Origin of the sequence: Streptomyces sp. NPDC059454 (genome assembly GCF_042749965.1) — a bacterium.
GTDB lineage: Bacteria > Actinomycetota > Actinomycetes > Streptomycetales > Streptomycetaceae > Streptomyces.
On sequence record NZ_JBHYVC010000033.1, the window covers coordinates 38,199 to 59,124 of the forward strand.

General features: G+C 72.1%; 13 protein-coding genes, 1 tRNA gene and 2 pseudogenes. 9 read left to right on the forward strand and 7 right to left on the reverse strand.

Annotation, left to right across the window (positions count from 1 at the left end):
• Window positions 1-6 precede the first annotated feature (6 nt).
• The 4 genes and pseudogenes from ACFXAE_RS22265 to ACFXAE_RS22280 all read left to right on the forward strand — a co-directional run.
• Window positions 7-710 (forward strand): annotated as a pseudogene (locus tag ACFXAE_RS22265) (PrpF domain-containing protein); the annotation flags it as partial.
• Window positions 691-801: pseudogene (locus ACFXAE_RS22270) on the forward strand (VOC family protein); the annotation flags it as partial. The pseudogenes ACFXAE_RS22265 and ACFXAE_RS22270, both read left to right, overlap by 20 nt.
• 342 nt (window positions 802-1,143) lie before the next feature.
• Window positions 1,144-1,217 (forward strand) — tRNA-Pro (locus tag ACFXAE_RS22275).
• Window positions 1,218-1,365: 148 nt separating this feature from the next.
• Window positions 1,366-2,787: a Yip1 family protein gene (locus ACFXAE_RS22280; protein WP_384717556.1), complete on the forward strand. Its 1,422-nt coding sequence runs from the start codon at window positions 1,366-1,368 to the stop codon at window positions 2,785-2,787.
• Between the two features lie 17 nt (window positions 2,788-2,804).
• Here ACFXAE_RS22280 and ACFXAE_RS22285 read toward each other — a convergent pair whose 3' ends face one another.
• Window positions 2,805-3,926: a hypothetical protein gene (locus ACFXAE_RS22285; protein WP_384717559.1), complete on the reverse strand. Its 1,122-nt coding sequence runs from the start codon at window positions 3,924-3,926 to the stop codon at window positions 2,805-2,807.
• A gap of 799 nt (window positions 3,927-4,725) precedes the next feature.
• Entirely contained in the window at window positions 4,726-5,811 is a 1,086-nt protein-coding gene (locus tag ACFXAE_RS22290) for a M12 family metallopeptidase (protein WP_384717561.1), read from the reverse strand.
• A gap of 95 nt (window positions 5,812-5,906) precedes the next feature.
• Between ACFXAE_RS22290 and ACFXAE_RS22295 the strand changes: the two genes are divergently transcribed.
• The gene (locus tag ACFXAE_RS22295; RefSeq protein ID WP_384717564.1) at window positions 5,907-7,616 is read left to right on the forward strand and encodes a LuxR C-terminal-related transcriptional regulator; all 1,710 of its coding nucleotides are present in this window, start codon (window positions 5,907-5,909) and stop codon (window positions 7,614-7,616) included.
• Window positions 7,617-7,760: 144 nt separating this feature from the next.
• On the opposite strand, the gene ACFXAE_RS22300 is transcribed toward ACFXAE_RS22295, so the two are convergent.
• A complete protein-coding gene (locus ACFXAE_RS22300) occupies window positions 7,761-10,334 on the reverse strand; it encodes a CHAT domain-containing protein (protein ID WP_384717630.1) in 2,574 nt (857 codons plus the stop codon).
• Between the two features lie 165 nt (window positions 10,335-10,499).
• Here ACFXAE_RS22300 and ACFXAE_RS22305 point away from each other — a divergent pair, with 165 nt between their 5' ends.
• The 3 genes from ACFXAE_RS22305 to ACFXAE_RS22315 are packed head-to-tail and all read left to right on the forward strand — an operon-like array spanning window position 10,500 to window position 13,020.
• Entirely contained in the window at window positions 10,500-11,930 is a 1,431-nt protein-coding gene (locus ACFXAE_RS22305; RefSeq protein WP_384717567.1) for a S8/S53 family peptidase, read from the forward strand.
• A gap of 59 nt (window positions 11,931-11,989) precedes the next feature.
• On the forward strand, window positions 11,990-12,565 hold the full coding sequence (locus tag ACFXAE_RS22310; protein ID WP_384717570.1) for an RNA polymerase sigma factor: 576 nt from the start codon (window positions 11,990-11,992) through the stop codon (window positions 12,563-12,565).
• 5 nt (window positions 12,566-12,570) lie between these two features.
• On the forward strand, window positions 12,571-13,020 hold the full coding sequence (locus ACFXAE_RS22315; RefSeq protein ID WP_384717633.1) for a hypothetical protein: 450 nt from the start codon (window positions 12,571-12,573) through the stop codon (window positions 13,018-13,020).
• An 85-nt stretch (window positions 13,021-13,105) separates the two neighbouring features.
• Here the strand turns inward: ACFXAE_RS22315 and ACFXAE_RS22320 are convergent, their stop codons facing one another.
• The 4 genes from ACFXAE_RS22320 to ACFXAE_RS22335 all read right to left on the reverse strand — a co-directional run bounded on the left by ACFXAE_RS22320 (window position 13,106) and on the right by ACFXAE_RS22335 (window position 18,845).
• Window positions 13,106-13,903 carry an N-formylglutamate amidohydrolase gene (locus tag ACFXAE_RS22320; RefSeq protein ID WP_384717573.1) on the reverse strand — a complete coding sequence of 266 codons (798 nt, stop codon included), beginning with the start codon at window positions 13,901-13,903 and terminating at the stop codon, window positions 13,106-13,108.
• 137 nt (window positions 13,904-14,040) lie between these two features.
• Window positions 14,041-16,260, reverse strand: coding sequence for an NADP-dependent isocitrate dehydrogenase (locus ACFXAE_RS22325; RefSeq protein ID WP_384717575.1), 2,220 nt, complete (start codon window positions 16,258-16,260; stop codon window positions 14,041-14,043).
• A gap of 364 nt (window positions 16,261-16,624) precedes the next feature.
• Window positions 16,625-17,734: a mechanosensitive ion channel family protein gene (locus ACFXAE_RS22330; protein ID WP_384717577.1), complete on the reverse strand. Its 1,110-nt coding sequence runs from the start codon at window positions 17,732-17,734 to the stop codon at window positions 16,625-16,627.
• A 211-nt stretch (window positions 17,735-17,945) separates the two neighbouring features.
• Window positions 17,946-18,845 carry a YbhN family protein gene (locus ACFXAE_RS22335; RefSeq protein ID WP_384717636.1) on the reverse strand — a complete coding sequence of 300 codons (900 nt, stop codon included), beginning with the start codon at window positions 18,843-18,845 and terminating at the stop codon, window positions 17,946-17,948.
• 168 nt (window positions 18,846-19,013) lie between these two features.
• On the opposite strand from ACFXAE_RS22335, the gene ACFXAE_RS22340 reads away from it, so the two are divergent.
• Window positions 19,014-20,897: an ABC transporter ATP-binding protein gene (locus tag ACFXAE_RS22340; protein ID WP_384717580.1), complete on the forward strand. Its 1,884-nt coding sequence runs from the start codon at window positions 19,014-19,016 to the stop codon at window positions 20,895-20,897.
• The last annotated feature ends 29 nt before the right edge of the window (window positions 20,898-20,926 follow it).

Genomic DNA, 20,926 nt, shown 5'->3' on the forward strand with positions numbered 1-20,926 from the left:
CGCACCCCGACCCCGGGCGGACGCGTCGACCACACCGGCACCGTCGGGATATCCGGCGTACCGGGCACGGCCGCCCCGGTCGTCATCGAGTCCCCGCAGGGCGAGGGCCCGCTGCTGCCCACCGGCAACGTCCGCGACACGATCGCCGGCACCGAGGTGACCCGCGTCGACAACGGCATGCCGGTGGTGCTGATCCCGGCGGCCGCGCTGAAGGTCACCGGGTACGAGACGCCGGCGGAACTGGAGGACGACGCGGTGCTCGCCGACCGCCTCCGGGAGATCCGGCCGGCGGCCGGGCGCCTGATGGGTCTCGGGGACGTCGAGGGCGCCACCGTGCCCAGACCGACCCTGCTCGCCCCGCCCCGGCACGGCGGCGCGGTCACCACCCGCACCTTCATCCCGGTGCGCTGCCACACCTCCATCGGCGTCCTGGGCGCCGCGAGCGTGGCGGCCGGACTGCGCGTCGCGGGCGGGGTGGGGAAGCAGGTCGCGCAGCTCCCCGGGGCCGGCGACCGCGTACGCGTCGAACACCCCACCGGCTTCCTGGAGGTCGACGTCCACGTCGACCCCGCCTCCGCCGTGGTCCGCCGCACCGCCGTCGTACGCACCGCGCGCAAGATCTTCGACGGCACCGTCTTCCCCGGTCCGCCGGGACGGCACCGGTCCCCGCACAACGCCCTGGAGGCACCCATGACCCCGCCGCTCGGTGACATCGCCCATGTCGGCCACGCCCAGCTGTTCACGCCCGACCTGGACGCCAGCGTCGCCTTCTTCACCGACTACCTCGGCCTGACCGTCAACTTCGCCGTGGCCGGCGCGGCGTCGATGGTGTTCATCGGGATCGCCGCGCTGCGGACCTCGCGGTCGGCGCAGCGGGACGGCGAGCCGCAGCAACTGGCCACCGCCGGCTGAGCGCGGATCGCCCGCACAGTGCCCCCGCATCCCTTGGGCGAATTCCAGGGGGCGCGGAGGCACTGTGCGTGGGGCAGGGGTGCGCTCGGCCGCGCCCCGTCCGGCCCTCGTCCGCCCCGCCGCCCCGCCGCCCCGCCGTACGGAGTCGACGCTCCTCGCGTCCCGACGCCACCGTGTACATGCGGTACTGTTGACCTGCGTGATCACGCGGTCCACCCGCGCGAACCGCATCGGGACGTGGCGCAGCTTGGTAGCGCACTTGACTGGGGGTCAAGGGGTCGCAGGTTCAAATCCTGTCGTCCCGACGTGCAACGGGCCGTCGGCCCGGCTCAGGGCCTTGCCTCACCTCGTGAGGCAAGGCCCTCAATCGTGTAGGGGCCACCGAACGGGGGAGCCCCGCATGCGGGGCTCCGGCCCGGGCCTGAGTCTGGGTCCATGAGTATCCGTCCATGGGTGATCGTCGAGGCTCCGGACCGTCGAGGTCTTCGCCGTGTCGTCGTGGACGGGAAGCCGGTGGGCAGTGCCTGGTCACTGACCCAGCTGCGGGAAATGCTCGGTCGCCTCGGTTATCCGGAGGACATGGACCTGGAGGACCCGGCGTCCGTGCGGTGGCGCGGAGGGGACAGCGGGACGTGGCCCGACCGCGCTCGGCGCAGGCACACGGTCCTCGTGCTGATGATGACGGGAATGCTCGCTTCCGTGATCCTGAACGTAGTGATCGGATGGCCGGATGCCGTCGGTGCCCTCACTTTCGCGCAACGAATAAGCGGGTCCCTGATCCTCATCTCCGGCATGGTGCAGGGCGTGGCAGTGCTCGCGGTGCTCGACTACTGGGGGACACGGCGGTACAAAAGTTCCGGAGCTGTCGTCCTCCTGGGAGTCATCATCACGGCGGCCACTGAAGGGCTTCTTCTCTTCATGTGGTTCGACGAAAAGGAATACACGCCCTATCTGCTGGTCTTCATGCCCCTTCTGTGCTGGTCCCTGTGGGCGCTCTGGCTCCTTGTCCGGGAGAGGGCCTGGCAGGGTATCCCGATTCCCAGGACGTTTGCGGCCGGTGTGGTCGCCACCGCACTCATGAGCGCCGTGAGTCTGGCGTATTCGACCATGTACCAGCCCTCGGCGGCTCCCATGCACTTCATTTTGAAAGCGGAATTCGGCGAGGCTCGGGCCGATCACAGGAATCCGTTCGTGCATGTCCCGCTGAAGCTTTACATGAAGAACGCCGGAGGGATTCCGGTCTACATCATCAACGATGACTACGCGGTGTACGGAAGAATCGCTGAATATTCTGACGGTGAGGACCGGCTGGAGGAGTGGAGAAGGAGTCTGGACGAGGGGACCGAAGGGGAAGCCGAACGTTACGTCGGTCAACTCGGATTCACCACGATAAGCAGTGGCCAATTCTATCGCCCAGGTGACTCGCTCGATGTCGGACAGGAATACGCCATGGAGCGTGTGTTCCAGATGCCGATAGACACCGAGTTCGACACGGTGAACATTTTCCTGCAGATCACGTACATGAGGAAGGACCGAGGGAAGCTCGACGTGACGGAATTTCGGCGCGCGCACCGTTCATGGGACAAGAGGGAGGGGCGGTACTATTGCCTTCCCAAAAAATGCGGGGAAGAACTTTACTACCATGGCAGGGTGCGGCACAACAACAACCTTGTCAACGTGACGCGCAAACCGAGATATGTGACGGCGGTCTGGTCCCCCAGGGAAAGGCCGCTGTATTCTATTTCGTCGTTTCACTTCAAGGGCATGATCGACCGCGCGAAGGAAAGAAGGGACGTGGGTAGATACGGCGCTTCGACGACTTACGCCGACATGGAGGTACCCGTCGCCAAGCTGTTGGGGGAGGCGGCAGGCTGACCGGGGCCGGATTCCTTCTACGCTTCCTCCTCGACCATCTGGAGCCAAGTCTCTATTTCCACGCCCTGACGGTCGAGCTGCCGAGCCGACTGCAGGCAGTGAAGGCCCGGAACGCCGACGGTGCCGAACAGCCTGCCGGCCGGCACGACAGCGGCGAGCCCGGTGACGAGCGGTGCGACGTCGAACGGGGCGTTGTCGTACTCGTTGTTCTGCAGCTGGGCCTGGACGTCGAGGGAGTCGGATCCGGATTCCCTGGCTTTCCAGTAGTCCTTCACCCCTTCGGCGTCCCACCGTGCGGGAGACAGTTCTTCGATGCCCCGGGTGAGAGTGCGGTCGGGGACGGACTTGAAGAGGGCGTTGGTGCAGACTTCGGCGGCCTTGCCGAGTGGTACGTCCGGCAGGCCCTGAGCGAAGGCGGTCTTCTTCATCTGCTCGTTCAACCGGGCGAGCTGCTCGTCCGCTTTTCGCCGCGCCTCCTCCCGGTCCTCGTCCGACACCCTGGGATCACTGCTGTCCTGCAGTGACGAACTGGCTTCGTCCGCCGTCTCCGCGAGACCGTGCCGGTCCCCGTCGGATGTCTCGGACCGGCCGATCGTCTCCAGTGCGACGCCTATCGTCGCCGCGTCCTGGCGGGACTGCTGCGCGGCGCTGATTCCGCTCCTGGCCGCGCTTCCGTCCGGCACCGGCTTCGCGCCCGTGCTCCACATCAGCACGCGGTACAGCTGCTTGATGCTGTTGGCCAGATGCTCCCTCAGCTCCCGCGATGTCGAGGGGTCGCCGATCAGATCCAGGACGGATGTACACCTCTGCACCGTCAGGACGACAGCGGACCGCTCCTCGGGAGGAGCTCCCGCAGCGCTGACCGATTTCAGCGCGGAAACCATCTGCTTCACGATCACGATCAGTTCTTTCCGCACCTCGGGAGGCGTCCCTGAGTCATTGATCACTTCCAGTGCGGCAGCGATCTCCTTCGCGCTCCCGATGACCCCTTCCCTCTCCTGCGGTGGTATCTCCTGCTTCTCGGTCGCCTGCAGGACGGTGGTCAACTGCGTCACACTCGGCGTGAGCTCTTCGGGAGCCTCTTCCGTTTCCTGGGCCAACACTTCGGTTACTTCTTCAATTTCCTCCTTCTGTTCCACGGTGGGCTCGGGAGTCGTCCGATCCGGTTCTTCTTCGGATGCGGTCGACTGGTCCTCGTCCGGTGTTCCGTCCTGTTCCTCGCCCTCACTCGTCGGGGAATCACCGGGTTCCGTCGGTTCTGCCGGTTCCGTCGGTTCCGTCGGTTCGGTCTCCTCCGGAGGGGCGCTCGGCTCCGTCGGTTCCGTCTCTTCCGAAGGGGCGCTCGGTTCCGTCGGCGGAGGATCCGGGGGCGAAGGTTCTGCCGGTGGAGTGGGCGGAGGAGGCGTCGTCTGAGCGGGTATTCCCACCGTGATTCCGTCGCCGGTGTGAGATGCTGCCGCGGCAGTCGTCAGACTTGCGGGAAACGCAAGCGTTGCAGCCACGACGGATGCGCTGACAGTGCGGGATACATGTCGCCGGGTGGTCCTGGCCATGAGGGTTCCAGATGCGGTTGGCCTCGTGCTGTGGTTCCCCCGCGTGGCCTGCCCTTTTACGGGCGGCACTGCGAAGAGATTGAAATGTGGATCGGGTGATACAGGACCGATATAATTCCACTCTTCACCCGCACGGTACGACCCGCAACGTGAAGCACCGTTGCCGCCGTCGCCCGCCGGGACCCTCCCGCGCGACGCGTCGTCGATGACAGCTGCCCCTCGCCGCCGGGTCCGGCCGCGGTCGTCGTCGGCCGGCACGGATGCCGTGTGAACACCAGGTGTGGCGTGGGCCGGGAACGCCACCCTCCCCCGAAGGTGACGTCCCCGGCCGCTCCCCCGGCGCCGGACTGTGGCTCGGATCTCCGCGGGCGGCCGTCGTGTGCCGTTACCAGCACATGACCGCCGTCTCGCCCGGACCCCACGCGGAGTACAGGCGGACACGGACGTAATAGCGGCGGCCCTTGACCAGCCGGGCCGCGACGGCCGCGTTGTGCGGGGTGCCGCCGTCGTCGTGGCCGGCGAGGAAGCGGGGCTCCCCGCCCCGCTCCTCGAAGAGCACGACGACCCGGTCGGCCTCGCCGAAGGTGCCCACCGTGTAGTCGCGGGTCTCCGGCGGATCGATACGGAAGTCCGCCTGCTCACCGGGGCCCAGACCCAGCGGCACCGAACGGAACGGCACCAGCGCGGGTGGCCGCGGCGGATCGGCCGGCGGGTACCGGCGGAGCACGAACTCCCTGTCGGCGGAGGAGAGGACGCCGGGCGGGTACACACCCCCGTGGTACTGCTCCGGCTCGAGGATCAGCCCCGGCGGCAACGTGTACTGCATGATCGACTGCGGGTCCCAGACGGAGCCGTTGACCTCGTCCGGGCCGAGCCTGCGCAGGATGTTGTGGTACGTCCTGTCCCGGCTCCAGTGGTTCGGCGGGCCCGCCAGCTCGGCGTACACGGCCTCGTCGTCCCAGTGGATACCGGCGTACGGGCTCTGGTGCTCGTGCAGCATGCCCAGCGCGTGCCCGATCTGGTGCAGCACCGTGGCGTGTTCGCCCGGTGCGGTCAGGTCCCAGCCGAAATTCATGGTGCGCTCGTGCACGCCGACGCGGAGCGCGTCCCTGCCCACGGCCGACCAGGTGCCCTCACCGAGCTGGAACCCGATGCGCAGCTCCGCCTCGGTGCGGTCGCGGACCTCGGTGAACGTCAGGCCCGCCCCGAGTCCCCGCCACTCCTCGAAGCACTCGCGCACGACGTCCTGCTGCTCCTTGGCCCCGCCCCACGGGACCCACCGGGTCCGCCCGGTCCCGGGAACGGCGATCTCCGACCCCTCGGTGTCGCCGTCGAAGAAGCAGTAGTGCAGCACGGTGCCGTTGACCCACAGCCGCCGCCCGCCGATCAGCGCGCCGAGCCGCTCGGCGGCCAGGCCCGGCGGGTACGCGGGGGCCGGCTGCGGCGGCAGCGAGCAGTGGCGAGCGGTCATGGATCACAGGCTGCCGTGCGGTGGGGCCGGGCACCTGAGTCGGAGTCTGCTCAAGCGCCCCTGTATCAGGCTTGAGTAGCCGTGCTCCTGTTCTCGTGACGACTTCGCGACGGGATGCCACCGGGCGGTACGAGCCGAACGGGAAGGACGCGACGACCCTTCGGCCGCCCTGGACGTTCACCGGCCGGGAGGACGAACTCGACCTGGTACGAAGCCCGCTGACCGGCGCGGGGCGGGGGATCGTGGTGACCGGAGCGGCGGGACGGGGCAAGACCCGGCTCGTCACCGAGGCGATGCGGGGCACCGACCGCGCCCGTGTCACCGGGACGCCGCAGACCCGGCACCTGCCCTTCGCCGCCTTCGCCCCGCTGCTGCCCGAACCCGTCACCCTGCACCACGCCCTGCGGCAACTCTCCGGTGTGCGCACGCTGTTCGTCGACGACGCCCATCTGCTCGACGACGCCTCCGCCGCCCTGCTCCACCAGCTCGCCGTGCACGGACGCACCCGGCTGCTGGTCGTCGTCGCCGACGGCGAGCCGGTGCCCGCCGCCGTGTCCCGGCTGTGGACCGGGGAGCTGCTGCCCCGCCTCGCCCTGCCGCCACTGCCCCGGGAGGACACCGCGCGACTGCTCGCGGCGGGCGCGGACCCGACCCCGGAGCCGCTCACCGCGAACCGGCTGCACCGGTTGTGCGACGGGGACCTGCGGCTGCTGCGGGACCTCCTGGACGCGGTACGCGCACACGGCCGGCTCACCGGGGGCCGGGGCACCTGGGAATGGCGCGGCCCGCTGCCACTGACCCCGGCCGTACGTGAACGCACCGCCCACCTCCTGGACCGTGCCCGCCCCGGGGAGCGCGAGACGCTCGACCGCCTCGCCTTCGCCGAACCCCTGCCGCTCGACGGCGACAGTGACGGCCTCGACCTCACCGTCCTGGAACGCCTGGAGACCGCGGGCCTGGTCCACGTCGACGACCACGGCGGTATCCGCCTCGCCCATCCCCTGCACGGCCCGATCCTCCGGGCCGCCGCCGGCCGGCTGCGCGCCCGCCGGCTCGCCCGCACACCCGGGGACTGCGCCCCCGCCCTGGACGCCGAGTCGGCGGAGCTGACCCGGCGGATCGAACGGGCCGACGTGACGGCGGTCCCGGCCCCCGTCGGAGACTGGCTCGTGGGCGAGGGGGCGCCGGTCCCGGCCGGGTACGCGGCCCTGCGCGCCCGGTACGCGCGGCTGCGCGGCGCACTCCGGGAGGCGGCCGCATGGGCACGCGAGGGCCTGCGCACCGTCCCCGCCGACCCGGCCTGCCGCACCGAACTCACCCTCGCGGAAGGGACTCCCGAGGCGTACGGCGACCCGTACGGCGCCGTGCGCCTCGGCACCCCCGAACAGGCAGCCGGCCGGCTCACCGGCGTCTTCGCCGACCACGCCGACGCCCTCGCGCGGGCCGACGGGCCCGCACTGGACCGGGTGGGTGAGGAGTTCGAGCGGCGCGGTTTCCTGCTGTTCGCCGCGGAGGCGCACGCGCAGGCCGTCTCCGCCCACCGGGAACCGCACGCCGCCCGTACCGCGCGCACGCGTGCGGTCGCTCTCGCACGCCGCTGCGAGGACGCCCGTACGCCGGCCCTCGAGGGCCTGGTCATGGGTGAACTCACCGCGCGTCAGCGGCAGATCGTCATGCTGGCCGCGGCGGGCCTGAGCAACCGGCAGATCGCGGAGCGCCTCACCCTTTCCGTTCGCACGGTGGGTAATCACCTGTACGGGGCGTACACCCGGCTGGGGGCCACCGTGCCCCGTCAGATCGCCTGACAGCTCGGGAGTCCTGTTTCGTCGGCGGCTGCGGGTGGTCGGTGGCTGGTCGCGCAGTTCCCCGCGCCCCTTCAGGGTGGTGCAGCCGACCCACCTCAAGGGGCGCGAGCAGCCACGACTCACCCGCAGCCGCCCACGGCGGGATCACGCCGCCCCGAAGGCGGTGAATGCCCAGCCCGTCGCCCGGTGCAAGGCGTCCGGTGGCAGCGCGGCGCGGGCATCGCGCAGGGCCTCCGCCAGGGAGAGGCCCGTGTCGAGGCCCGTATGGAGGGCCACCATGAGGGGGACCGCCGCCGCATCGTTGACGGGGGCGCTGCACGCCACCACCCCCGCCGTGCCCAGCGGCAGCAACGCCGTGACCAGGCCGAGGAGTTCGTCGGCGCCGACCGTGGCGAACCGCGCGGTGTCGCAGCAGGACAGGATGATGCGGTACGGGCTGCGGTCCAGCCGCTCGAAGTCGTGCACGATCAGCGGCCCGTCGGCCATCCGCAGGGACGAGAACAGCGGACCGTCCGCACGGAACGTGCCGTGCGCGGCGATGTGCGCCAGCCCCGCCCCGTCCAGCTCCCGCAGCACGCGCGGCACCGTCGCGTCGTCGTACTCCAGGATGGTCGCACCGCCGTAGCGGCCGGCCAGCTCGGACACCTCCGCGCCGCCCGTCGCGAGACCCGGACCGCGCACCAGCACCTGGCGGTCCCGGGGCGGCGGCGCCGTCTCCTTCGCGCGCAGCCAGCTGCTCGCCGACGGCGACACGCTCAGCACCCGCTCCCGCAGCGAGGGCAGCAGCGCCCACGGCACCCGGTGCAGCCGCCCCGGCGGCACGATCACCACCGGGCCGTCACCGAGGTGCGCCGCGGCCGGACCGAGCAGCAGCTCCTCCAGCCGGCGGCCCGCGGCCTCCACCACCGGCAGCCGCGCCTGCGCCCCCGGATGCGCCAGCCGCCGCAGCCCCGCCTGCACGTGCTCCGCCTCGGTCTCCGCAGCCGCCAGCAGCCCGGCCTCGAACCGCCGCACCTGCCCCTGCCCGCACAGCAGCACCTGCACCCGCCCGTCGAGCACGGCGAGTTCCACCAGCTGTCCGTCGTCGCCGTCGCCCAGCCGCGCGAGCAGCCGGCCGACGTCGAAGCGGTCCCCGTCGCCGGGGGCCTCGCCGCGGATGTGCAGCGTCCGGGAGCGGATCTCCCGTTCCAGCCGCCGCTGTTCCCGCTCCAGCGCCGGCACGGGCCTGCCCTCCATGCGGGCCTCCTCCGCGCGGGCGGCGATCTCCCGGTAGGCGGTCATACCGCTGAGCAGCGCCGGGTCGGCGGGCGGCCGGGTGGGCGGTGCGGACAGGGCGGTGGCCCGCCAGCGCTCGCTCCACACCAGCAGCCGCCGCGGTCCGCCGGAGACCAGGCTGGCCTGCTGGGCGAGCGCGGCCAGCTCCGCGCCCTGCGCGGTGGCGCGGGCCCGCAGCTCCGAGGCGCCCAGTGTCATCCGGTGGTCGTCGAGCACGTCGAGACCGCGCCGGCAGGCCTCCAGCACGCCCCGCGCGGAACCGGCGGACCGCGCGCGCAGCGCCTGCGCCGCCCAGCCCGTCATCCGCGCGAGCGGCGGCCCGCCGTGTCTGCTCCGCGCGGCGACCGCGAGATGCCGCTCCGCGTCCGCCGTCCAGCCCAGGTCCAGCGCGATCCGGCCCGCGAGCAGGGACGCCTCCGGGGCGGCCGGGGCACCGAGCGCGGCCAGCCTCTCCGCCACCGCCGCCGCGTCCGCGACCAGCCGGCCCGAACCGCGCCCGGCCGCGTGCCGGGCCCCGATCAGCACCAGCCGCGCGTGCGTCTCCCACCAGGTGCGCCGCTGCCCCGCGAACAGCCGTACCGCGAGCGCCGCGCGGGCGATCGCGGTCCCCGGCTCGCCGGCCAGCCGGGCCGCCCGCGCGGCGGCCAGCAGCAGCTCCGCCCTGCGCGTGGACTGCCCGCCGATCCCGTCCAGCGCCCGGAGCGCCGCGTCCGCCTCGGCCAGCGCCTCCGCGGCGAGACCGGCCGCCATCAGCACCTCGCAGCGCCGGATGTTCAGCATGAACGTCGGCGTGCCGAGCTTGGCGTACCGCTCCTCCGCCTCGTCGAGCAGCCGCAGCGCCGCCGGGACGTCGCCGGAACGGAACGCGGCCAGCCCCCGGCTCTCCACCGCGTCCGCCTTGTCGTGCTCCTGGCCGGTGGTGTCCCACAGCGCCTCGGCCGCCGTGAAGTCGGCGTCCGCCCGCTCCACCGAGCCCAGCGCCAGATGCACCGTCGCCCGCAACGTCAGCGCCCGCGCCGTCCAGATCACGTCCTCGGCCTGCCGCAGTACGGGAATGGCCCGCCGTACGTCCTCCAGGGCCTCCTTGTGATGGCCCAGCACCCACCACGAGTACGCCCTGCGGAACAGCACCCGCGCGCGGGTGTGTCCGGTGCCGCGCTCGACGCCGCGCCCCAGCGCGTCCATGCCCTGCCGGGTGCGCCCCGCGTGCACCAGTGCGACCCCGAGCGTGGCGAGGACGTCCGCCTCCCGCTCGGCCGAGTCCGCGCGCGCCGCCCAGGCCCGGGCCCGGCGCAGATGGGTCAGGGCCAGCCGCATGTCGCCGAAGTCCCGCTGCCAGATGCCGATCACCTGATGGGCGACGGAGGCGTGCAGGGGTGGTGGACGGTCACCCAGCACCTCTTCCGCCCTCGCCAGCGCCTCACCCGGGGCGGCGAACACCATCGGCAGCAGTTCCAGCACCGTGTCGCTTCCGGCTGTCACCCCACGATGGTAGTGGTCCGCAACCACGCCTCACAGATATGACGTTGTATCAAACACCCGCTCCGCGGCTCTGCATACACGACAGCTCCGCGGCACCGGCCGCCGTCGCACCAGTGGAGGACACGCATGGCACCACAGCGATTCCGCGAGCAGTTCGCACAGATCCAGCGCTCGATGCCCGACGTCCCCCTGGCGATGGGGCCGGACGACGCGGGCGAGTTCCTCTACGAGAAGGGCGTGGTCCTCGCCCGCGACGGCGAGGAGGCCCGCGTCGTCGAGGACACCGTGCGACAGCACTTCACCACGTTCGCCGGCCTCACCCCGGACCAGGTGCGCCGGACGAGCCCGGAGACCAACCGCTCCGGCATCACCCGCATCCGGGTCGCCGACCCCGGCCAGGGCGACGGCAGCGGCGACCCGGCGGTCGCGGGGGCGCTGCGCGCGCTCTCGGCGACCGAGGGGCGCGCCGGACACCGGCTGATCAGCCGCAACCACGTCGTGTCGATCGCGGTCAACGCCTGTCCGGGCGACGAACCCGTGCCCGTACCGCGCGGCGGGCAGCCCAACCCGGCCGTCGCCGACGCCGCGCACGACCCGGACACCGCCGTCGGCGTGCTCGTCATCGACACCGGCCTCATGCACGACCACCGCTCCTACCCGCCGCTCGCGTACACCCGGGGCGACGCCCAGGTCGCGGAGTGCGACGGCGACGGGGTCCTCCAGCAGTACTGCGGGCACGGTACGTTCATCGCCGGACTCGTCGCGGCCGTCGCCCCGGGCACCGACATCACCGTCCGCGGCACGCTGAACGACGCGGGCGCCGTCCTGGAGTCCGAGTTCGGCGAGAAGCTCTTCGAGGCCGTCGACCAAGGCGGCTGGCCCGACGTCATCAGCCTCTCCGCCGGCACCTCCAACGGCCGCACCGACGGGCTCCTCGGCGTCGACGCCTTCATGCGGGAACTGCGCGAGCGGCCCACCCTGCTGGTCGCCGCCGCCGGCAACAACGCCAGCGCCACCCCCTTCTGGCCCGCCGCCTACGCCGATCTGCCCGGCTACGAGAACGCGGTGCTGTCCGTCGGCGCGCTGCGCGGGGACGGCGAGTTCGGCGCCTGCTTCAGCAACCACGGCGGCTGGGTGAAGGCCTACGCCCCCGGCGAGCGGCTCACCAGCGCCCTCACCGGATTCGAGACCCCCGTCCCGTACGTGTACCAGCACTCCACCTACGACGCCTGCCGCTACGGATTCACCTACGCCTGCACCTGCCACCACCCGCGCCACACCGGCGTACTGAGCGAGGACGGCGGCTCCGGCAAGCCGGACCAGGTGATGTTCGAGGGACTCGCCCAGTGGAGCGGGACCTCGTTCGCCACCCCCGTCGCCGTCGGCATGGTCGCCGCCCACATGACCGCGCAGGCGGAGACCGACCCGCGCAAGGCCCGCCGGCAACTGCTCGACGCCACCACCGAGTACGCGCAAGTGCGCGGGGCGCACGTCCCGGCGCTCCTTCCGCCCACCTGGCGCCCCGTGCAGGTCTCACCGCCCCCGGCACGGGCATGAGGACCGGAACAGTCCCCTCCACGGCGTACGATGACGTGCCGTACACGAGGGGTGGGACCGTGGAGCGTACTGAAGTCGGCGCGTTGGTCCGGTCGGCTGTCGACGGCGACGCGGCGGCCTGGAAGGCGATCGTGGAAGGGCTGGGCCCGCTGGTGTGGTCCGTGGTGCGCGCGCACCGGCTCTCCGACGCCGACGCGCACGAGGTCTACCAGACCGTGTGGTTCCGTTTCGCCCAGCACCTGGGGCGGATCCGGGAACCCGACAAGACGGGCTCCTGGCTGGCCAGTACCGCGCGGCACGAGTGCCTGAAGGTGCACAGGAACGCGCGCCGGCTGATGCTGACGGACGATCCGCAGCTGCTGGACCGGGTCAGTGAGGACGGTGCGCCGGAGCAGTCGCTGCTGGAGGCGGAGGAGGCCGCGGCGCAGAGCGAACGCGTGCGGCGGCTGTGGCAGGAGTTCGAGGAACTGGGCGAGCGGTGCAGGCAGTTGCTGCGGGTGCTGATCGCCTCACCGCCGCCCAGTTATCAGGAGGTGTCCGCCGCGCTCGACATCGCGGTGGGCAGCATCGGGCCGCTGCGCCAGCGCTGTCTGCGCCGGCTGCGGACCCGGCTCGAGGCACGGGGGACGACGTGAACGACATGACCGGCGACGCGGAATTCGACGACGGGCTGCTGGAGGAGGAACTCCGGCAGGCGGCGGCCGTCCTGGACCCGTTGCCTCCTGCCCTGCTGCAGATCGCCGTCGACGCCTACGCGCTGCACGACCTCGACGCCCGCGTGGCCGAGCTGACCTTCGACTCGCTGGTCGACGCCATCCCGGTCAGGGGCGCGACGGACGTGCCGCGCATGCTCACCTTCACCGCCGGTGAGGTGACGCTGGACGTCGAGGTGACCGCGGAGGGCCTGATGGGTCAGGTGCTGCCGCCCCAGCCGGCCCGCGTCGAGGTACTCGGCGGCCCGCAGACCACCGCCCCGCTCACCGCCGACGACCTGGGCCGCTTCACCACCGCCACCCCACCCTCCGGCCCCTTCGCCCTGCGCCTGCGCACCGGCGCGGACGTGGTCGTGACGGAATGGCTCCGCGCCTGAGCCCACCGGGGGGCGGGCCGGACGTACCGGGTGCGCCGTCCCCGGCGGAAGGGGACGGCGAGCGTCCGCGTCGTGGTCGGCCGGGTCAGGCGGAGACGGCGTCGATCAGCGCGGCGAGCGCCGACGCGAGCCGGGTCAGCCCCGGCCCGGCGGGCCCGCCCGGCTCGGTCATGTAGGTGTCCCGGCGGATCTCCACCATCAGGGCGGACACCTCCGCCCGCTCGCCGTAGAACTCCAGCGGTACGTACGTCCCGGCGAACGGGCTGTCCAGCCCCGTCTCCCCGCACGGCGCGAACGCCTCGCGGGCGGCGGCGAGCAGCCCGGGCGGGGTGTGGAAGGAGTCGGTGCCCAGGCAGACCTCCGGCCGCGGCCCGTCGCCGTGCAGTTCGTAGGGCAGCGGCGCGCTCGGATACGAGTGCACGTCGATGACCACGGCCCGCCCGGTCGCCGCGAGCCGGTCGGCGACGGCTTCCGTCATCGCCCGCGCGTACGGCCGGAAGTACCGCTCGATCAGCGGCTCGGCGTCGAACCCGCCGGGCCGCAGCACGTCCTTGTGCGTGGTCCGTGTGTAGACCGCGCCCATGCCGGCGGCCAGCATCTCCTCCCGCTCGTCCGGGAACCGCTCGGGATCGACGACCAGCCGCGACAGCCGGTTCACGAACCGCCACGGCGCGACCCCGGCCGCCCGGGCCGCCGCCTCGGCGATCGACGCGGTGTGCGAGTCGGTGATGTGGTCCAGCTCCCGCTCGAGACCGGCATCGTCCAGCACGATCCCGGCCCGCACGTCCCCCGGTATCTCCCGGGCGGAATGCGGCACATGCAGGATCACGGGGGAGTCCGGATCACCGGAGACGAACTCGAAGGAGGACGGCACATCGGTCATACGGCTGCTCCAGGGGCGTTCTCGGTGGTGCACGACATGATCAAGGTGCCACACGGCACTGACAACGCCACCCCGCAGACGGCTCCGCCCCGGCCGGGCGCGGGGCCGGCCGGGGCGGAGCGTGCGGGCTGCTCGCGTCAGCTCAGGGACGCCAGCGCCTCGTTCCACGTGGTGGAGGGGCGCATGACCGCGGCGGCCCTGGCCGGGTCGGGCTGGTAGTAGCCGCCGATCTCGGCGGGCCTGCCCTGGACGGCGTTCAGCTCCTCGACGATCTTCGCCTCATTGGCGGTGAGCGTCTCGGCGAGCGGCGCGAACGCCTTCGCCAGGTCCGCGTCGTCGCTCTGCGCGGCCAGCTCCTGCGCCCAGTACAGCGACAGGTAGAAGTGGCTGCCGCGGTTGTCGATGCCGCCGACGCGACGGGTCGGGGACTTGTCCTCGTTGAGGAAGGTCGCCGTGGCGCGGTCGAGGGTGTCGGCGAGGACCTTGGCACGGGCGTTGCCCGTGGCCTCGGCGTACTGCTCCAGGGACGGCACCAGCGCGAAGAACTCACCGAGCGAGTCCCAGCGCAGGTAGTTCTCCTTGACCAGCTGCTGCACGTGCTTCGGCGCGGAGCCGCCGGCGCCCGTCTCGAACAGGCCGCCGCCCGCCATCAGCGGGACGACCGACAGCATCTTGGCGCTGGTGCCCAGCTCCAGGATGGGGAACAGGTCGGTGAGGTAGTCGCGCAGCACGTTGCCGGTGACCGAGATGGTGTTCTCGCCGCGGCGGATGCGCTCCACCGACAGCTTGGTCGCCTCGACCGGGGACAGGACGCGGATGTCCAGGCCCTCGGTGTCGTGCTCCGGCAGGTACTGCTCGACCTTGGCGATCAGGTTGGCGTCGTGGGCGCGGGTGGCGTCCAGCCAGAACACCGCCGGGTCGCCGGTGGCGCGGGCGCGGGTGACGGCCAGCTTCACCCAGTCGCGGATCGGGGCGTCCTTGGTCTGGCAGGCGCGGAAGATGTCACCGGCGGAGACGGCCTGCTCGAGGACCGCGTCGCCGTTGCCGTCGACCAGACGGACCGTGCCCGTGGTGGGGATCTCGAAGGTCTTGTCGTGGCTGCCGTACTCCTCGGCCTTCTGCGCCATCAGACCGACGTTCGGCACCGAGCCCATGGTGGACGGGTCGTAGGCGCCGTTGGCCCGGCAGTCGTCGAGCACGGCCTGGTAGACGCCGGAGTAGCTGGAGTCCGGCAGCACGGCCAGGGTGTCGGCCTCCTGGCCGTCCGGGCCCCACATGTGGCCGGAGGTGCGGATCATGGCCGGCATGGAGGCGTCGACGATGACGTCCGAGGGGACGTGCAGGTTGGTGATGCCCTTGTCGGAGTCGACCATCGCCAGCGCCGGGCCCTCGGCGAGCTCCGCGTCGAAGGACGCCTTGATCTCGGCGCCCTCGGGCAGGGCCTCCAGGCCCTTGTAGATGCCGCCCAGGCCGTCGTTCGGGGTGAGGCCGGCCGCGGCGAGCTTGTCACCGTACCGCGCGAACGTCTTGGGGAAGAAGGCGCGCACCACGTGGCCGAAGACGATCGGGTCGGAGACCTTCATCATCGTCGCCTTCAGGTGCACCGAGAACAGCACGCCCTCCTGCTTGGCGCGGGCGACCTGCGCGGTCAGGAACTCGCGCAGCGCGGCGACGCGCATCACGGAGGCGTCGACGACCTCGCCCTTCAGGACGGGCACGGACTCGCGCAGCACGGTGGTGGTGCCGTCGTCGCCCTTGAGCTCGATGCGCAGCGCGCCGTCCTCGGCGATGACGACCGACTTCTCGGTGGAGCGGAAGTCGTCCGCGTCCATGGTGGCGACGTTGGTCTTCGACTCGGCGGTCCAGGCGCCCATGCGGTGCGGGTGGTTCCTGGCGTAGTTCTTCACCGAGGCGGGGGCACGGCGGTCGGAGTTGCCCTCGCGCAGCACCGGGTTCACGGCGGAACCCTTGACCTTGTCGTAGCGGGCGCGGATCTCCCGCTCCTCGTCGGTCTTCGGGTCGTCCGGGTAGGCCGGCAGTGCGTAGCCCTGGCCCTGCAGCTCGGCGATCGCGGCCTTGAGCTGCGGGATCGACGCCGAGATGTTCGGCAGCTTGATGATGTTGGCCGCCGGCGTCTTGGCCAGCTCACCGAGCTCCGAGAGGGCGTCCGGGATGCGCTGGTCCTCGGCCAGGTACTCCGGGAACAGGGCGATGATGCGCCCGGCCAGCGAGATGTCACGCGTCTCCACGGTGACACCCGCCTGCGAGGCGTACGCCCGGACCACCGGCAGGAAGGAATACGTCGCCAGGGCCGGGGCCTCGTCAGTGTGCGTATAGATGATGGTCGAGTCAGTCACCGGGTGCTCCGCTCCACGTCTGCAACATTGCTCGACATCAAGATATCTCGTGACCGACCGGGGCTCGACAGGGGTCCGCGCCGACTTCCGGCCAGGGTCTGTCTTCCGGATCGGGCCGGCCCCGGGCGACGGCACCTTGCAGCCGAGCCGAGCGGGGTCGGGTGCGTGCAGCTGCAAGGCGGAGGAGGGCGCCAGGGCGGAGCCCCGACAACCGACGACAACGCCGCCGGGGGTACCACCCACGCCTTTCAGGCAGTGGGGGAGCGCGTGCCAGGCCCCGCGACTCCGGCAAGATCCGGAAGGCGGACCCTTGCTCCCGCCACGGTCCTTCCGGCGCGGCGGGAGATCACCCGGGACGGTGGGCTCAGATCGGCCGGGTGGTGGTCATGTCGTCCGGCGCGGAGTCCGGCGCGGAGTCCGTGGCGCGCTGCTGGGGGAAGACCACGGAGCCCTGCTGGAGCGCCACCGTCCGCGCCGGCGACGGGATGCGGATGCCCTCCTCGCGGTAGCGGCGGTGCAGGCGCTTGATGAACTCGTGCTTGATCCGGTACTGGTCGCTGAACTCGCCGACGCCCAGGATGACGGTGAAGCCGATGCGGGAGTCCCCGAAGGTGTGGAAACGCACCGCGGGCTCGTGCTCCGGCACGGCGCCGGTGATCTCCGTCATCACCTCGGCGACGACGTCCATGGTGACCCGCTCCACCTGTTCCAGGTCGCTGTCGTACGACACCCCGGCCTGCACCAGGATGGTCAGCTGCTGTTCGGGACGCATGAAGTTGGTCATGTTCGTCTTGGCGAGCTGCGCGTTCGGGATGACCACCAGGTTGTTGGACAGGTTGCGGACGGTCGTCTGGCGCCAGTTGATGTCCTCGACGTATCCCTCCTCGCCGCTGCTCAGCTGGATGTAGTCCCCGGGCTGCACGGTCTTGGAGGCGAGGATGTGGATGCCCGCGAACAGGTTGGCGAGCGTGTCCTGCAGTGCCAGCGCGACCGCCAGGCCGCCGACGCCGAGGGCGGTGAGCATCGGGGCGATGGAGATGCCCAGCGTCTGCAGTCCCACCAGGAAACCGATCGCCAGGACCAGGATCCGGGTGATGTTCATGAAGATGGTCGCCGAGCCGGCGACACCGGAGCGGGACTGGGTGACCGAGCGCACCAGCCCCGCCACCACCCGGGCGGCCGAGATCGTCGCGGCGAAGATGACCATCAGCGTCAGCGTCTGGTTGACGTTGTGCTGCACGGTCCGGGTCAGCGGCAGCGCCGCCGCCGCGGTGGCCGCACCGCCCGCGATCGCCGCCCACGGCGCGATCATGCGCAGCGCGTCCACCAGGACGTCGTCCCCGTGCCAGCGGGTGCGGTCCGCGTGCCGGCCCAGCCAGCGCAGCAGCATCCGCAGCAGGAACGCCGCCAGCAGCCCGGCCGCGAGGGCGATGCCGGCGTACACCAGGTCGTGGCCGGTGAGCGCGCGGGTCACCGCTCACCCCCGGCGAACGCCCTGGCCGACGGCCGTATGTGAAGTCGTGTCACGTGTCGTCACCTGTTCGAGTTCTACGGGATGTACGTCGCGCCGGCCGTCCCTGACCCGCGGCCGGCGCGATCGCTCATCCTGCCGTATTCCGCAGGGCAGTTCGTACCACGCCCGGTGGCACGGGTCCGTGCGCGGACCGAGGACCGGAACCCGCCGGTCAGATCACCTTCAGCCGCACCAGCGCGCCCAGGGTCAACGCCCCCGGCAGCAGCGGCAGCCACACCGTGATGACCCGGAACACCAGCACCACCGCCGTGGCCGTCGCGGCGGCCCCGCCCACCGCCACCAGTGCCACGACCAGCGCCGCCTCCACCGAGCCGATCCCGCCCGGGGTCGGCACCAGCGCCACCGCCACCGTCGCCGCCAGATACGCCACCGCCATGTGCGCCGGCGGCACCGACAGCCCGAACGCCAGACCCACCAGCACCAGCGCGGCCGCCTGCAGCGCGGGGAAGACCAGCGCCCCGCCCCACAGCGCCAGCGCCCGGGCGGGCAGCGCGTGCACCGACCGCGCCTCGCCCAGCGCCGTCCGCAGGAACGCGCCCACCGCCCGCCGCAGCCGCCGTACGGCCACGAGCACGCCCGCCGCGACGGCCACCGCCGCGCCGACCGCGAGCAGCAGCGGACCGAACGCCCCCTCGGGCAGCAGGGAACCGACCCGCAGTGCACCGGGGAACGCCACGAGCAGGACCCCCAGCAGCCCCACCCGGCCGACGGACTCCGCCAGCAGATACAGCGCCAGGGCGGCCGAGGAGCGGGCCGGCGACAGCCCGCACACCGTCATGAACCGCAGATTGACCGCGCTCGCGCCCAACCCCGTCGGCAGCAGATGATTCGCCGCGCCCGCCGCGAACTGCGTGGCCAGCAGTCGCCGCGCGGGCAGCCGTTCGGGGACCGCGCCCTGCCGGGTGCAGGCGGCCGCCACCCAGGTCAGACAGGTGGCGCCGGCCGCGGCAAGCAGCCAGGGCCACCGGGCGGTCCCCAACTGGCCGAAACCCTCGGCCAGCACCGACCGGTGCCGCACCGCGACCACGGTCACGAGCAGCAGCGGCAACACCATCAGGATCCGGCGGATCGTCCCCGTCACATCCACCGAGCCTGACCGCCGCGCGCCAACGGCGGGTTGCACCGGCCCGGACGCCCGCTTACGGCTGGGCAGCGGCCGGGGGAGCGGGGGCGGGCCGCCCTTGACCTCAATCATGCTTGAGGTCCTACCTTCGTATGCATGAGCATGGAGACCACAGCGTGGACACAGTTGCGCGGCGTCATGACCGCGGAGGACGAGCACCGCCCCCTCAGCAGGGCGACACTGCGCCGCATCGGCGCCTTCGCCCGCCCGCACCGCCGCCGCCTGACCCTGTTCGTACTCCTCGGCACGGCGACCGCGGCGCTCGCCGTCGCCACCCCCGTGCTCGCCGGGCGCGTCATGGACACCATCGTCTCCTTTGGCGACGAGGCCACGGTCGTCCGGCTGGCGCTGCTCATCGCGCTGATCGCGGTCGTGGAGGCGGTCCTCGGCGTACTCGGCCGCAGACTGTCGGCCGCCCTCGGCGAGGAACTCATCCTCGACCTGCGGACCGCGGTCTTCGACCACGTACAGCGGATGCCGGTCGCGTTCTTCACACGCACGCGTACGGGAGCGCTCGTCTCCCGTCTCAACAACGACGTCATCGGCGCCCAACGGGCCTTCAGCAACACCCTGTCCACCGTGGTCGGCAACCTGGTCACCCTGGTCCTCGCCCTCGCCGTGATGCTCACCCTGTCCTGGCAGATCACCCTGCTCGCGCTGGTCCTGCTGCCGGTGTTCGTGGTCCCGGCCCGCCGCATGGGCCGCCGCATGGCCGGAATGCAGCGCGAGGCCGCCGCCCTGAACGCGGCCATGGGCACCCGGATGACCGAGCGGTTCTCCGCGCCCGGCGCCACCCTGGTCAAGCTGTTCGGACGTCCCGAGGAGGAGTCCGCCGAGTTCGCGCTGCGCGCCCGCCGGGTGCGGGACATCGGCGTCCGTACGGCCACGGCGCAGACGGTGTTCATCACCGCGCTGACCCTCGTCTCCGCCCTCGCCCTGGCCCTGGTCTACGGCCTCGGCGGCCGGCTCGCCCTCGGCGGCACCCTGGAGCCGGGCGCCGTCGTCGCGCTGGCGCTGCTGCTCACCCGGCTGTACGCGCCGCTCACCTCGCTCGCCGGGGCACGGGTGGAGGTGATGAGCGCGCTGGTCAGCTTCGAGCGGGTCTTCGAAATCCTGGACCTCGAGCCGGTCGTCAGGGAGAAGCCGGACGCGCGCGAGGTGCCCGAGGGCCCGGTCTCCGTCGAGTTCGACGACGTCCGCTTCGGCTACCCGTCCGCCGACAAGGTCTCCCTGGCCTCCCTGGAGGAGGTCGCCTCCCTCGACCCGCGCGGCGGCGACGAAGTCCTGCACGGCATCTCCTTCCGCGCCGAACCCGGGCGGACCGTCGCCCTCGTCGGCTCCTCCGGCGCGGGCAAGTCGACCATCGCCCAGCTGCTGCCACGGCTGTACGACGTCGACTCCGGCGCCGTACGCGTGGGCGGCGTCGACGTCCGCGACCTGACCGCCGCCTCCCTGCGCGCCACTCTCGGCATGGTGACCCAGGACGGTCATCTCTTCCACGACACGGTCCGCGCCAACCTTCTCCTGGCCCGGCCGGACGCCGGCGAGCCCGACCTGTGGGACGCCCTGCGCCGGGCCCGCCTCGACACCCTCGTACGGTCCCTGCCCGACGGCCTGGACACGGTGGTCGGCGAACGCGGCTACCGGCTCTCCGGCGGTGAACGCCAGCGGATGACCATCGCGCGGCTGCTGCTGGCCCGCCAGCGCGTGGTCATCCTCGACGAGGCCACCGCCCACCTGGACAACACCTCCGAGGCGGCCGTGCAGGAGGCGCTCACGGAGGCGCTGGAAGGCAGGACGGCGGTGGTGATCGCCCACCGGCTGTCCACCGTCCGCGCCGCCGACCTCATCCTGGTCGTCGAGGCCGGCCGGATCCTGGAACGCGGCACGCACGAGCAGTTGCTGGCCGCCGACGGCCGCTACGCCGAGCTGTACCGCACCCAGTTCGAACGGCAGCCGGGGGAGGCGGTGGTGGCGTAGGGATGATGCCGCCCGGAGGGGGCGGACCA

Coding starts and splice junctions, on each gene's coding strand:
- ACFXAE_RS22300 (WP_384717630.1), bottom strand. CDS start 10,334: ATGGTGTTCGCCGCCCCGGGTGAGGCGCTGGCGAGGGCGGAAGAGGTG.
- ACFXAE_RS22305 (WP_384717567.1), top strand. CDS start 10,500: ATGGCACCACAGCGATTCCGCGAGCAGTTCGCACAGATCCAGCGCTCG.
- ACFXAE_RS22315 (WP_384717633.1), top strand. CDS start 12,571: ATGACCGGCGACGCGGAATTCGACGACGGGCTGCTGGAGGAGGAACTC.
- ACFXAE_RS22320 (WP_384717573.1), bottom strand. CDS start 13,903: ATGACCGATGTGCCGTCCTCCTTCGAGTTCGTCTCCGGTGATCCGGAC.
- ACFXAE_RS22340 (WP_384717580.1), top strand. CDS start 19,014: ATGAGCATGGAGACCACAGCGTGGACACAGTTGCGCGGCGTCATGACC.
- ACFXAE_RS22290 (WP_384717561.1), bottom strand. CDS start 5,811: ATGACCGCTCGCCACTGCTCGCTGCCGCCGCAGCCGGCCCCCGCGTAC.